We start from the raw sequence: 13,330 nt of genomic DNA, 5'->3' as shown, positions 1-13,330 counted from the left end.
AGAAGGCTTCGCTATTGATCGAAGGGGGGCCATCATCGCTTCGCCAATCGCTGGCGATGACGGACCCCGATCAACAGGACTTTCTTTTAAGTCATTGTTTTATCGTTACCATTCGGCGAATGTGCCGTCGGCATGCCGCCAGACCGGATTGCGCCAGCGATGCCCGATGGCGGCTTGGCGGACGACGAACTCCTCATTGATTTCGATGCCGAGCCCCGGCCCGTCGGGAATGGCCACGAAACCGTCGCTATAATCGAAGACCTTGGGATCCTTAAGATAATCAAGGAGATCGTTGGTCTTGTTATAGTGAATCCCCAGGCTTTGTTCCTGGATGAAGGCATTGTAGCTGACGGCATCGATCTGCAGATTGGCGGCCAGGGCGATCGGTCCCAGGGGACAATGCAGGGCCAGGGCGACGTCGTAGGCCTCGGCCATGGCCGCGATCTTGCGGGTCTCGGTGATGCCGCCGGCGTGGGATGGATCGGGCTGAATGATGTCGACATAGCCTTCGCTCAGGATCTTCTTGAAATCCCAGCGCGAGAACAGCCGCTCGCCGAGCGCGATCGGCGTACTGCAATGATTGGCGATTTCCTTCAGGGCTTCCGAGTGCTCGCTCAGCACCGGCTCCTCGATGAACATCAGCTTGAAGGGTTCGAGTTCCTTGGCCAGCACCTTGGCCATCGGACGGTGCACACGGCCGTGGAAATCGACGCCGATGCCGAAATGCGGCCCCATCGCCTCGCGGATCGCCGCCACCCGTTCGAGCACGGCATCGACCTTGGCGTGGCTGTCGACGATCTGCATCTCCTCGGTGCCGTTCATCTTGACGGCGGTGAAACCGCGCGCCGCCACCTCGCGCGCCGCCTTGGCGGTATCGGCCGGACGATCGCCGCCGATCCAGGAATAGACGCGGATATTCTGGCGCAGCTTGCCGCCCAGCAACTGATGGACGGGAACGCCCAGGGCCTTGCCCTTGATATCCCACAACGCCTGGTCGATACCGGCGATGGCGCTCATGTGGATGCCGCCGCCGCGATAGAATCCGGCGCGATACATCACGGTCCAATGGTCCTCGATCAGGAACGGATCCTTGCCGATCAGATAATCGGAAAGCTCCTCGACGGCTGTCGCTACCGTGGCGGCGCGGCCCTCCAGCACCGGTTCGCCCCAGCCGACGATGCCCTCGTCGGTTTCGATTTTCAGGAAACACCACCGGGGAGGAACGATGTAGGTGGTCATCTTGGTGATTTTCATGATGTCTCTCTTTTTCGTTTCTTCGTCTGAATGAGTGACGGTACCCAAGGTTCAATCACCGCTCGGGCTTAAGCGCCTGTTGATTCGATAATTTATCAACAGGCCCCTAAACCCGGCGGCCGGTCCTTTGCCAGGCCGCGACGAAAGCCCGCGCGTTCTCGCCGGTTTCGGCGGCGCTCAACCCCTTCATGTACAGGGCCCCGCCGAGGCCGAAGCCGTCGGCGCCTGCGGCAACGTAGGAGCCCAGGTTCTCCGGCGTGACGCCGCCCACCGGCATCAGATGCGTCTGCTTCGGGAACACCGCTCGCCAGGCCTTGACCACGGCGGTGCCCAATTGCTCGGCCGGGAACAGCTTCAATCCGTCGGCGCCGTTGGCCAGGGCGGCGAAGCCCTCGGTGGGCGTGGCGACGCCGGGAAGGCAGACCAGTCCGGCCGCCTTGGCCGCCCTGACCACCACGGGATCGCTGTGCGGCATGACGATCAGGCGCCCGCCGGCACCGGCGACCTCGGCCACCCCGGCCGGGGACATCACCGTGCCGGCGCCGATCAGGCAGGTGGCGCCGAAGGCCTCCTGCAGGCGTCGGATGCTTTCGATGGGATCCGGCGAATTCAAGGGAACCTCGATGATGACGAACCCGGCCTCGACCAGGGCATGTCCGACGGGCAGCGCCTCGTCCGGCGTGATTCCCCGGAGAATTGCGATGAGAGGCAGGCGGTTCAGATAATCATTGACGTCGATGGTCATGGACACCTCCGGCACGCGTCTATGCGCATGCGACATGGGGAAAGGATTGGGCGGCGATTCGCCACAGCCCGGCGGCCGAGGCTCCGGCGATGATCGGCGCCTCGGCGATGCCGAACAGGACGAGCGCCCGCCGATAGCGTTCACACAGCGTCTTCTCGCCGATCAGGGCGAGCGGCCCCCCATCCCCGGCCTTCCTTGGGGCGAGAGCGCCGCGAAGCTCCTCGCCGATCACCAGACCGGAGAGGTAATCAAGACTGTCCGATGGCGCCAAGCGACCGGCCAACACCAGCGTTCGTGCCGAAAACAACAGGGAGGACAGTCCGCGCGAGGGCGTATCGCGCACCATCCGCACACCCCGCTCGAAGGAGTCCCACGAGACCGGCGCGTTTGCGGGCGGCACGTCCCTGGCCGCCTCGATTGCCGGACGGCCGAGGATCGAATGCCTGGCCAGGACGGCGAACAATTCCCCGGTCAGATAGGTGGTGAAATCGGTGATCGCGCCATCCTGAACCGAGACCCATTTGGAATGGGTTCCCGGCATCACCAACAGGGAACGGTGAAACAAGTGGGGCGCCAGATGGAGGGCGCCTAAAACCTGCGTTTCCTCGCCGCGCATGACGTCGGGAATGTCGCCATCGATGGATACTCCCGGCACGATCGGCAGCGGAATGTTCGGGTCGGCCGCCTGCCGGCCGATATCCGCCGCCAATTCGGACGGGCCCGCCGGACAGGAAACGTAAGGGACCTGCCGCCACCCCTGGGCGCTGCCGATCATGCCCGCGGCGATCATCGGAAGATCGGGGTGGACCCGCCGCCATGGCGCGGTCGCGGTTTCCAGGGCCTTGGCGAAATCGCCGTCCGGCGTCGCCATGATGCCCCAGGGCAGGGAAACCTCGTCAAGAACCGCGCCGCCATCACCCAGCAGATAAGCCCGCAAGGAGGATGTGCCCCAATCGAGAGCGATCAATCGGGCCGACGCGCTCATCGCACGTCCCCCTTCCGGGAAAAACACGACGCTTTTTTATCGAACCGCTGGTTCCGCCGCCGACCGTTTGTTCCGGGCATGCCGCCAACCTCCCTTATCCTGATGGTCAGGAAAAATATCAGGGTGACGGCGATAGTTCAATATATAAACATCAATCCCATTATATGGGATTTACGATGATGGAGAGGCAAATGCCACCACTCTCAGGTTCAGTTCCGTGAGAGAAAGGTCTCGGAGATCAGACGCGCACCCAAGGCGCCGATGACAGATCCGGCGACCCGATCAATCCAGCTTTTCGAGCGTAGATAGACGGATCGCGGCCCCTGTGCCGAAAAGGCAAGCGCCACGATCGCATACCACGACGCTTCAAGCGTGAAGACCAAGGGCGGGAGGACCAGGAGTAGCCACAATGGAGCCGAGGGGGGCAGGAGAGCGGCAAAGATGCTGGCGTAGACGACGGCCGTCTTCGGGTTGCTGAGCTGAGTAACGAGCCCAATGGCGAACGACCGCAGGGTGGACGCCGGAGGAACCGTGGTCGAATCAGGGATGTCTATGGGATCGGAAGCGCCGCGCCAGGTACGGATACCAAGATAAACAAGGTAGAGGCCGCCGAACACCCTAAGGGCAAGGTAAAGCCCTTCGACCTGCGTGAGAATGGCGGTGAGACCTAGCAGGGCAAGAGTCGCGAAGATCGCTCCTCCAAGCCCCATGCCGGCGGCCGCCGACAGGCCGTCCATGCGGGAGAATTTGGCGGCGATGCGCGAGACCAGAACGAAACTCGGGCCAGGACTAACGGCTCCGACCAGAAGTGCTCCGAGGATGCCGAAGAGAGCGAGTGACGCGGACATGGGCAGGCTCCTTTTTGCCGAATTACTACCGCCTGATCAGCTTTATTATCCACCTGACGGCGGCGGGGATCGGCGCCACGATCGGTATTGAAAACATCGGTTGAAGATGAAGGGCCGCCTGCCCCAGGGGACCGCCGCCGATGATCACGGCCTCCGCTCCATCGACGTCGATGCAATCGGCGACAACCTTGGCCAAAGCCGACTGCAATCGCTCGGGATGGGCAACAAGGTCATGGGGATCGCCCGGCGTAAGCCTGATTCCGCTGAATTTGGCGAGCAGGCCCAGGGAGGCGACTTTCGCGCCCATGGCGGCCGTCAGGTCCGGCGTTGTGGTGGCGATGCCGAATTTCCGGCCCTTTTCAGAGGCTTCAAACATCGCCGCCTCGGCGATACCCACGGCCGGGATGCGGATTTCCGCTTGAATTTCGGTCAATCCGGGGTCGCCAAAGGCGGCGACGATAATGCCGTCATGGTCTTCCGCGTTCGCACGCGCGATTTCAATCACCTCGGCGGCGGAGGCGGCGAGAGCCCGGGGATGGGTAATCATCGAAGGGCTTCGGGTGGCAGTCGCTCCCGTCACCTCGAAGTCGCCGCCGGCCGTCCCGGCGGCGATGGCGAGCATCATCTCCGTCGTCGCCGACGAGCTGTTGGGGTTGATCAAAAGGATCCGCTGAGGACGCCGCGACGTCCTCACCCTTAAGCCCCGATCAGTTGCGCCAACCGGTCCCAGGATGGGCGATCGGGCGCCAGCAGAATGCTTCCCGGGGTCGGCACCGGCCGATAGGCCTGGCCATCCAGCAGGGCGTTGTAGCCACCGGCCTCGGCATGCAGCAGAACGCCCGCCGCATGGTCCCAGGGATGCAGGCGGCGGAAATAAGCGAATTGCAGCTTGTTATCGACCAGATCGAGATAATCATGGGCGGCGCTGCCCTGGCAGAGCAGGCCGCCGACCTCGGCGGCCAGTCGCGCGGTGCCGCGATATCCGGCCGCTCCGGTCATGCCGGCCAACGCCCCCGCCGCCGCGATGCCCAGCCGCCGGCCGTCCCGCCAGACGCCGCCTCCCTGTTCGGCGATGGTGGTGCGGCCAGCCATGGGATCGTGGATCCATCCCTGCATCGTCCGCCCCGCCACCACCAAGGCGACGATGACGGCGAACCGCTTGCTGCCCTTGACGAAATTCGCCGTGCCATCGACCGGATCGAGAATCCACACGGGATCCTCGCCATCCAGATGCCCCAACACCTTGGCGTCGGCGCTGACCGCCTCCTCGCCGACCACGCGGGAGCTGGGCAGAAGCGCGCCCAGACGCCTGGTCAAAACGGCCTCGGCCTCGGTGTCGGCGATGGTCACCAGATCGCCGGGCCCCTTCTCCCGCACGTCGCCCGACGCCAGCTTCTGAAAGCGCGGAAGGATGACTTCGGCGCTAATTTCACCCAGGATGGTCGCGACGCGGAGGGGATCGATGTTCGGCATGTCTTCCGTTGAAACATGAAACCTGGTGGAAGACAAGGGGGCAGGACAATCGCCATGGCAACCTGTTCAGGTTGACGGGTGGGACTGTCTGGCCGGGCGGCGTAAGAAACGCCGCTCAAGTTCAGTCTGGCCGTAGTTTCGTGTCTCAGGCATGGGGGGCAGTCCACTTCGATCCGCATCTGTGCTGATCTGTGTTTCCTTATGATCGATTCCGGCGGGTCATCCCGGGGCCAATCGGGCCGCGCCCAAAGGCCCGGTCCGGGACCGGGGTCTTGTCAAAAGGAGCACAGATAGACACAGATGGGCGCAGATGAACGTTGCTCCAGGCGGCCAAGGCTCCGAACTCAGGTTTCGATTTTGTTGACAGCGGCGGCGACACACGGCTGTCCGGCACGGATTTTGCCCTCAATATTTAGGAAAAATTGGGCCGAGTTTAACCACCAAAGGTCGTCATGCCCGTGCTTGACACGGGCATCCACGTGCCCGCTTCAAATGATGTCGGTCGATCTATGCAACCATGGATTGCCGGATCAAACCCGCCAATGACGGTTTTTGGTCGTGATCACCACTCCAATAGAGGCGACGCACGAGCCGATTCGTTACTCTTCCGCAACGTCATCCAGGGCCGAGGGATCGCCGGGAGCGGTCTGCCAATCGAGGCCGGGCAGGACGATGACCCGACTGCCGTCCATTTCCTCGCGGCAGACGATCAGCCCACGCTGCTCCATGTAGCCGACCATGCTGCGCGCCCGGCGGGGCGAACGGCTGCCCAGGGCGCGCGCGATCAACAGATCCGACGGGCAATCCCTTCCTTCCAGGGCGGTGCGAGCCAGAAGCAGGAATACGCCGTGCACATCCTCCGCCAAACCGGCGGCGACATCGAGGGCCTTTTGCCATTCGCCGTCGGTCTCGTCGTGGGCCGTCGCCTCGTCATAGCCGGCGGTGGCCGCGCCGGCCCGCGCACCGGCGAGCTTCCGGCGAAAAGCCACAAGATCAAGCATGCGCCCATTCAATCCATGCTTCCGGCACCGCACCAGAAAATCCTGATAGAGCACCGAGACGGAACGAAAAACCGCATCCTGATCGCCCAGCAGGTCGGCCAGGACCCCGTCATAGCCTTCACGCCCCGCCGCCGCCGGTTCGGACGCGGACGGCTTCGAAGCAACCTTTGCCCGATGGCTTTCACCTTCGGACGAAGCGGTTGGCGATGCGCTGTCGTCATCGACATCGCCGGCAATGCGCTCGCCCCCCTCCTCCGTGATCTCGGCCGGTGGCGTCGGCGGGACGGGCGGCCGGGCCGGCGGGCGGGAATGGGCCAACTGCTGGAGGATTTCGCTGGTCGACATGCCGACCGGACGCCGCGCCGAATAGCGGGGCGCCTCGCCCTGCCCCGGCTGGAACAAAAGGTCGCGGGCATCCTCGCGCGGGGTTTCGGGCAGCGGCAGCAGATGGGGGCTGACGGCGCGAGGCTGGGTGGTCACGCCCCCGACGCGGATGGACAACGGCCGCCGGGCCAGCGCCGGACCGAGCGCGATGAAATGACCGCGCTGAAGATCGCGGAACGCCTCGGCCTGACGGCGTTCCATGCCCAGAAGATCGGCCGCGCGGGCCATGTCGATATCGAGAAAGGTCCGCCCCATCAGAAAGTTCGACGCCTCGGCGGCGACGTTCTTGGCCAGCTTGGCCAACCGTTGGGTGGCGATGATGCCGGCCAGTCCGCGCTTGCGGCCGCGGCACATCAGATTGGTCATGGCTCCCAGCGAGGCCTTGCGCGCCTCGTCCGACACGTCGCCGGCGGCGGAGGGCGCGAACATCTGCGCCTCGTCGACGACGACCAGCATGGGAAACCAGTAATCCCTTTCGATATCGAAAAGGCCGCCGAGAAATGCCGCCGCATGGCGCATCTGCGCCTCGGCGTCGAGATTTTCCAGGTTGAGGATGACCGAGACGCGATGCTGACGGACACGTCCGCCCACCATCTGAAGGGCATTTTCGGTCAAGCTCGAGGCATCGATCACCACATGGCCGAAAGCGTCGGCCAGACTGACGAAATCACCTTCCGGATCGATGATCGCCTGTTGCACCCAGGGGGCGCTCTGTTCGATCAGACGGCGTAGCAGATGGGATTTTCCCGAACCGGAATTTCCCTGAACCAGCAGTCGTGTCGCCAGCAATTCCTCGAGATCGAGGTTAGCCGTCGCACCCGACGTCGTCACCCCCATGTCGATACGAACCGTCATTGCTTGTTCAAAATCCTTACCTATTCGGCCGCGGTCGATTCCGATGCCCGCGACCGGGCCCCTCCTATACCCGAAAGCGTGGCAGCCGACGAGGATGTTCATCACACCGACGCTCCGGATCGGATCCGGAAAAAGCATTTCCGGAATATTTTCCGGGGTTGGCTCCACCCCTCCCAATGGTTCGGCAGAAGGAGATTCACTGGGATATTACTTAATGAGAAATGAGAAGAATATCGCACCACAAAAATAAAAATTTATTATATAAATAATTCATATAATGACACTAATTTTTTGTAAAAACTCATATTTACGACGAAAAAATAAAATACATTTATTTGTTTGTACTAAAAATAACAAACATGTCGTATTCCGTATACGGTAAATCAAACTTGACCGCAGTATTTTGCTGGTTTATCGAATCGATATGTTCTTCGGATATATGACGATTGTGAGAGGCTTTCAGCTTCGCCGCCAACGGAAACGAACGCCCGCGTGGACCGATGCGGAGCAGGTGTCCGTCCAGGTTATCCGACTGCCCCGCGTTCTGCTGACGACCAGGACCGGCTGCGAAACCCTCACCGAAACCAATCTGGCGGCGCTTTACGGCGTACCGCTGAAACGCCTGTCCTTCGAACATGACGGACAACCGGTGGAAACCTTCGCCCCGGTATTGCTGCCCTTCCGCCCTTCCCGCTGAAAGTTTGCGCCATGTCCCCCATCGATCTTTCCCTGACGACGATCTTTCAACAAGCCACCGGCGTGGTGCAGGCGGTTCTCGTCATTCTAGCCCTCTGCTCGGTGCTCTGCTGGAGCATCATCTTAGAAAAGGCGGTGCTGCTGATTGGCTTGTCCCGCCAGACCCGGGCCCTGGAAAAAAGCCTGACCGGCGGGTCCCTGGCCGGTCTGCCGGCGAACGGACTGGCCGGCGCCATCGCCCTCGCCGGAAAAGAGGAGGCGGAGGAGACGAAATCCGGTGAAAGCGTCTCGGAACGGCGGCAGCGCATCGAGCGGGCCATGCGCGACGCCATGTATGAAACGCTGGTCAAATCGGAAACCCGCCTGCCCTACCTAGCCACCATCGGCTCCTCGGCGCCCTTCATCGGATTATTCGGCACTGTCTGGGGCATCATGCATAGTTTCGCCGCCATCGCCTCGGCCAACGATACGAGTCTCGCGGTGGTGGCGCCCGGCATCGCCGAAGCCCTGTCGACCACCGCCGTCGGCCTGGCCGCCGCCATTCCGGCCTCCATCGCCTACAACAAGCTGGCCGCCGATTTCGGTAGCCTGGCCCGGCGCCTGGCCCTGGCCATCGGCCGCATGGTCCGCCGCATGGATGGCGGCACCGCCCCGAACGGAGCGGCGCGATGAACGACCCGCTGGAGGACTGGTACGGCGCCAAGACGCCGTTGCTTTCCGAAATCAACGTCACGCCCTTCATCGACGTGATGCTGGTCCTGCTGATCATTTTCATGGTGGCGGCGCCGTTGATGATGGTGGGCGTGCCGTTGAAACTGCCGAAAACGACGGCCCAGACCGTCCATAAGCCGCAAAGACCGGTGGTGGTCAGCCTGGACAAGGATGGCGGATTGTTTTTCGACCAGGAGCGGCTGGCCCCGGACAAACTGTCCGAACGACTGTCGATGGCGATCAAGGCCGATCCCGAGACCGTGGTCTATGTCCGTGCCGACAAGACCATCGACTACGGCAGGATCATGGATCTGCTGGGCAAGGTCGGAAGCGCCGGCGTGGCGCGCCTTTCCCTGGTCGCCGAGGGCCAGCTTCCCCCGAACGCGCCGCCGGAGCCCTGATGAAACCGTCGCCCTGGCGCCGCCGCTGGCCGCTGCCGGCGTCCGTCCTTCTACATGTGGCGGGAATTTTGTTCCTTTTCGGTCGGGCAGCGGTTTTCCCCCCGCCCTTGCCCGTGCCGGGAATCGAGCTGTCACTGGCGATGCTCCCGCCCGACATACGTGAGGAAAAGCCTGGCAAGGCACCGGAGGAAGCCCCGAAACCTGAGGTGAAACCGGATCCCGCGCCGCCAAAACCCATTTCGAAACCGCTAAAGCCCGCGCTTCCGAAACGACAAAATCCCAGGCCGGCGCCAGCCGCTACGGAGACTCCGTTGTCCACCAGCCAGGAGCAGACGGAAATGGCATCGCAAGCCCAATCGCGTCTCGCCCCAGCCACGCCCGACGGCGAGACCGCCGCGCCGCCCCCTTCCGCGCCACCCGCCCTGGCCTCGGCGGCGGGCGGCCCGCCGGCCGATTACATAGGCCAAGTGCGGGCACGGATCGAAAGGAACAAACGTTATCCCTCGGCGGCCAGAAAATACGGTCAGGAAGGAACGGTTCTGCTAGCGTTCGATCTTGACCGATCGGGGCAGGTGACGACGTGGAAAATCGTTCGGGGATCGGGCTATCCCGCCTTGGACGGGGAGGTCGGCGAGATGATCGGGCGAACGACCTTTCCACCGTTCCCCGAATCCATCACCGGCAATCGTTTGCGGTTGCAGGTGCCCATCGAATTCTCTCTCCAGCGGCCGTGAATGGGGTTGGGGGCCTTTCCTCCCCCATGAGGCCTATTCCGACTTGTGCTATGCTGACCGACCAGGAGGGGACCATGAGCGGCGTTAGAAAAGCGAGACTCCTCGACGCTCCGGCGATAGCCCGCATCGAGGTCGAAACCTGGCAGACAACCTATGCCGGCATTCTGACCGACAAATCCCTTTTGAACATGTCGGTTGCCCGGCTCACCACCTCCTGGACGGCGGAACTACGCCGCTGGCCCAGGGGAATCGTCGTGTGGGACGGTGACGAACGAGGGTTGCTGGGCTATGGGCAATGCGGCCGCCAGCGCGATCCCGCCCTGCCCTACAAGGGCGAAGTCTTCATGCTCTATGTGACGCCGGATGCGCAGGGAATGGGAATCGGCCGGCAACTGCTGCTGGCGCTGATGGCCAATCTCGTGGCCTCGAACTATCCGTCGGCCCTGGTCTGGGTGCTGCGGGCCAATCCGGCCCGTTTCTTCTATGAACGGCTGGGGGCCAGATTGGTCATGAACCGGCAGATCCCTTTCGATGGCCGATTGGTCGACGCCCTGGGCTATGGTTGGGACGACCTTTCCGCCACGCTCGACCAGTGGGTCCGCAGCGGTGACCGCTCGACCGGTCCGTGAGAGGAACGGACGAGACCTTAGGCAACCCCGGATATTTTGAACCACCAAGGCACCAAGACACCAAGGCGTCTTTCGGATCGGTCGGCGGCGGCCAATCTGCGCCGCAGGCATACGGCCGACAGCCGATGACGGGACGGGAAAATGCCTGTGGCACGCTCCGCCACCTTGGTGTCTTGGTGCCTTGGTGGTTAATCAAAAGCCGGAGCGCACAGGAACCATAAGAGAACGAAGAGAAGCTGGCCAAATGTCCTCAAGCGGCTGGAGGCCGGTTGATTCGATAATTTATAACAGGCCCTTACCGGAAGCGGATCATCGACAAACCGACGGGTTTTTCCGCCTCTTCCTCGCCGTAATCGGTAAGGTCGAGCAGCAACTGGATCAGGCCGGCATCGGTCACCCGCATGGCGGCTTGTCCCGGCGTCAGCCATTCGCGTTGTCGCTGGTGGCGTTCCGGCCAATCGTCGAGCACCTGATGCACCGCCAGGGCATAGACCTCGACCTCGCACAATTTGCGAACGGCGCCGTCAAGACGTTTGGCATAACGGAAGGAACTCAAGGGGACCAGATCGACCTCGCCGACCAGTCCGGCCTCCTCGAAGGCCTCGCGAGCGGCGACCTCATGGCCCGACAGACCTTTTTCCGGCCACCCCTTCGGAATGATCCAGCGCCCGCTCTGCCGCGACGTGATCAGGGCGACCATCAGCTCGCCATCCCGTACCGCATACGGTAGTGCCGCATATTGCTGGAACAACTTCTCTTTCGTTCTTCCGTCGCCCATGGTTCCGCTTCGTCCATATGGCCCTGTCCGGCCTTATCCCCGCGATCACCCGTTCCCGCAACAAAATTGTCATATCGAAGCCGCCTTTTCGACTTTAGACGGATCATATGCACCCCACCGGTAGCAAAGCCTGCGACCTCTCCCCATCTCTCTGGAAAATTCGGGGAGATGACGACATGACCAACCAGATCCAAGACAGCCGCGCCGCGTGATCCGCAAGCTCGGCTATCTTTTGTCGCTGGCCCGCGAACGGCATTTCGGCAGGGCGGCGGCGGCGGTTCACATCTCGCAACCCACCCTGTCCAACGCCATCAGGCAGTTGGAGCAGGATCTGCGCGTCCCCATCGTCGTTCGCGGCCGCGTGTTCCAGGGGTTTACGCCGGAAGGAGAGAAGGTCCTTGAATACGCCCGGCAAATTCTTGCCGATTGCGCGGGATTGCGCCAGGAACTGGGGTCTTTCGGCCAGGGCTTGAGCGGCGTCGTCCGAATCGGCGTCATTCCGACGGCGCTTCCGGCCGTGGCCCATCTGGTGACCCCCTTCTCGGCCCGCCATCCCCATGTCAGGACGCAGATCCTTTCTTCCAGTTCGCGCGATATCCAGCGGGGCCTCGACGAATTCTCCCTTGACGCCGCCGTGACCTATCTCGACAACGAAGCCCTGGTCAATGTCCGCATGGCGGCGCTTTATTCCGAACACTATTTTCTGCTGACCCAGCGCTCCGGCATCTTCGGCGGACGGACTTCGCTCACCTGGACGGAGGCCGCCGGCCTGCCGCTTTGCCTGCTGACCCCGGACATGCAGAACCGGCGCATCGTCGAATCCGCCTTCCGGATGGCGGGATGCGCGGTGCGCCCGGCCATGGAAACCAATTCCCTGATCAATCTCTGCACGATGGTCAGCCACGGCCCGTGGTCCAGCATCATTCCCGGTCAGCTGGTGGCCTTGTGGCCGCCGGGCGACAATCTGATCGCGCTGCATCTGACCGGACCCGATATCGCCCATGTGGTCGGACTGGTCTATGCCGACCGGACCCCCGCCATCCCCAGCGCGCTGGCCCTGGCCAAGACGCTGACCGAGGACGACGTCCCGCGCCGCATCGCCGAGATGACCCGACAGGCATTGATGAAAGCGGGTATCGATAGCCCGGCCCTATTGCCCGACCGCTATCGGAAAGTTGAAAAAACAAATATCTCACATGATAATATTATTAGTAAAATCATATAGTTATAATAATATACCGACGTTCTTAGCCAATAGGGAGCCTTAACAGGCCGGGTAAGAGCGTCTATGATTGCTTGCGGCAATCTGCCGGCGTTCCTTTCGAGGATCGAGCCATGACATCTCAAACAATCCAAACCTACGAATACGACGTCGATGTCGCCGCGGACGACATCGACGAAATGGGCCACGTCAATAACGCCGTCTATCTGAAATGGGTGCAGGCGGCAGTGCTGCGGCATTGGTACCGCCTCGCCCCGAAGGATGTCGCCGCGGCCCATCTTTGGGTCGCGTTGAAACACGAGATCAGCTACCGGCATCCCGCCTTTCTCAACGATCATGTGGTGGTCCGGGTGGTCCTGGAAAAACTGCAGGGCGCCCGCGCCTTCTATGAAACGATCATCCATCACGGCGACGAGGTCCTGGCGGAGGTGAAAAGCTGCTGGTGCTGCCTGGATTCCGTCACCAAAAAACCTGTTCGGCTGGCGCGCGACATTGTTGCCATCTTCCTGCCGACGGAAGCCCAAAGGCCCGGCTAAAACCGAAAAACGGGCCGTGGCCGCCAGCAGAAGACGCAGAGTGATCGATTGATAGCTTTGTGCTATTGCGGCATGTGA

The 13,330-nt window shown here is 62.2% G+C and carries 15 protein-coding genes; 7 read left to right on the top strand and 8 right to left on the bottom strand.

Features of this window, described 5'->3' with window-relative positions; all coding sequences use genetic code 11:
• Window positions 1-105: 105 nt before the first annotated feature.
• The 7 genes from dgoD to CWS72_RS06005 form a co-directional block, all read right to left on the bottom strand.
• Window positions 106-1,254 carry a galactonate dehydratase gene (dgoD, locus tag CWS72_RS06035; protein WP_101249670.1) on the bottom strand — a complete coding sequence of 383 codons (1,149 nt, stop codon included), beginning with the start codon at window positions 1,252-1,254 and terminating at the stop codon, window positions 106-108.
• Between the two features lie 106 nt (window positions 1,255-1,360).
• The gene (locus CWS72_RS06030; RefSeq protein WP_101249745.1) at window positions 1,361-1,999 is read right to left on the bottom strand and encodes a 2-dehydro-3-deoxy-6-phosphogalactonate aldolase; all 639 of its coding nucleotides are present in this window, start codon (window positions 1,997-1,999) and stop codon (window positions 1,361-1,363) included.
• A gap of 19 nt (window positions 2,000-2,018) precedes the next feature.
• Entirely contained in the window at window positions 2,019-2,984 is a 966-nt protein-coding gene (locus tag CWS72_RS06025) for a 2-dehydro-3-deoxygalactonokinase (RefSeq protein ID WP_101249669.1), read from the bottom strand.
• A gap of 209 nt (window positions 2,985-3,193) precedes the next feature.
• Window positions 3,194-3,832 (bottom strand): LysE family translocator, encoded by a 639-nt coding sequence (locus CWS72_RS06020; protein ID WP_101249668.1) that lies wholly within the window; start codon window positions 3,830-3,832, stop codon window positions 3,194-3,196.
• Between the two features lie 25 nt (window positions 3,833-3,857).
• Window positions 3,858-4,526 (bottom strand): aspartate/glutamate racemase family protein, encoded by a 669-nt coding sequence (locus CWS72_RS06015; RefSeq protein ID WP_101249667.1) that lies wholly within the window; start codon window positions 4,524-4,526, stop codon window positions 3,858-3,860.
• Window positions 4,527-4,528: 2 nt separating this feature from the next.
• On the bottom strand, window positions 4,529-5,305 hold the full coding sequence (locus tag CWS72_RS06010) for an inositol monophosphatase family protein (RefSeq protein WP_199175556.1): 777 nt from the start codon (window positions 5,303-5,305) through the stop codon (window positions 4,529-4,531).
• 599 nt (window positions 5,306-5,904) lie between these two features.
• Window positions 5,905-7,545 (bottom strand): helicase HerA domain-containing protein, encoded by a 1,641-nt coding sequence (locus CWS72_RS06005; RefSeq protein WP_101249743.1) that lies wholly within the window; start codon window positions 7,543-7,545, stop codon window positions 5,905-5,907.
• 511 nt (window positions 7,546-8,056) lie between these two features.
• Between CWS72_RS06005 and CWS72_RS27365 the strand changes: the two genes are divergently transcribed.
• The 5 genes from CWS72_RS27365 (at window position 8,057) to CWS72_RS05980 (ending at window position 10,716) form a co-directional block, all read left to right on the top strand.
• Window positions 8,057-8,242, top strand: a complete 186-nt coding sequence (locus CWS72_RS27365; protein ID WP_146002640.1) for a hypothetical protein — start codon at window positions 8,057-8,059, stop codon at window positions 8,240-8,242.
• 11 nt (window positions 8,243-8,253) lie between these two features.
• Entirely contained in the window at window positions 8,254-8,913 is a 660-nt protein-coding gene (locus CWS72_RS05995) for a MotA/TolQ/ExbB proton channel family protein (protein ID WP_101249665.1), read from the top strand.
• A complete protein-coding gene (locus CWS72_RS05990; protein WP_101249664.1) occupies window positions 8,910-9,353 on the top strand; it encodes an ExbD/TolR family protein in 444 nt (147 codons plus the stop codon). The genes CWS72_RS05995 and CWS72_RS05990 overlap by 4 nt, the downstream gene beginning before the upstream one ends.
• A 311-nt stretch (window positions 9,354-9,664) precedes the next feature.
• Window positions 9,665-10,087: an energy transducer TonB gene (locus CWS72_RS27695; protein ID WP_158240524.1), complete on the top strand. Its 423-nt coding sequence runs from the start codon at window positions 9,665-9,667 to the stop codon at window positions 10,085-10,087.
• Window positions 10,088-10,161: 74 nt separating this feature from the next.
• On the top strand, window positions 10,162-10,716 hold the full coding sequence (locus tag CWS72_RS05980; protein ID WP_158240523.1) for a GNAT family N-acetyltransferase: 555 nt from the start codon (window positions 10,162-10,164) through the stop codon (window positions 10,714-10,716).
• 295 nt (window positions 10,717-11,011) lie between these two features.
• Here CWS72_RS05980 and CWS72_RS05975 read toward each other — a convergent pair whose 3' ends face one another.
• On the bottom strand, window positions 11,012-11,494 hold the full coding sequence (locus CWS72_RS05975; RefSeq protein WP_101249661.1) for an NUDIX hydrolase: 483 nt from the start codon (window positions 11,492-11,494) through the stop codon (window positions 11,012-11,014).
• A gap of 208 nt (window positions 11,495-11,702) precedes the next feature.
• Between CWS72_RS05975 and CWS72_RS05970 the strand changes: the two genes are divergently transcribed.
• Window positions 11,703-12,719, top strand: a complete 1,017-nt coding sequence (locus CWS72_RS05970) for a LysR family transcriptional regulator (RefSeq protein WP_101249660.1) — start codon at window positions 11,703-11,705, stop codon at window positions 12,717-12,719.
• Between the two features lie 110 nt (window positions 12,720-12,829).
• Entirely contained in the window at window positions 12,830-13,252 is a 423-nt protein-coding gene (locus CWS72_RS05965; protein WP_101249659.1) for an acyl-CoA thioesterase, read from the top strand.
• The last annotated feature ends 78 nt before the right edge of the window (window positions 13,253-13,330 follow it).

Origin of the sequence: Telmatospirillum siberiense (genome assembly GCF_002845745.1) — a bacterium.
GTDB classification, from domain to species: Bacteria; Pseudomonadota; Alphaproteobacteria; order Rhodospirillales; family Magnetospirillaceae; genus Telmatospirillum; species Telmatospirillum siberiense.
This window is presented reverse-complemented; position numbering and strand designations above follow the sequence as displayed.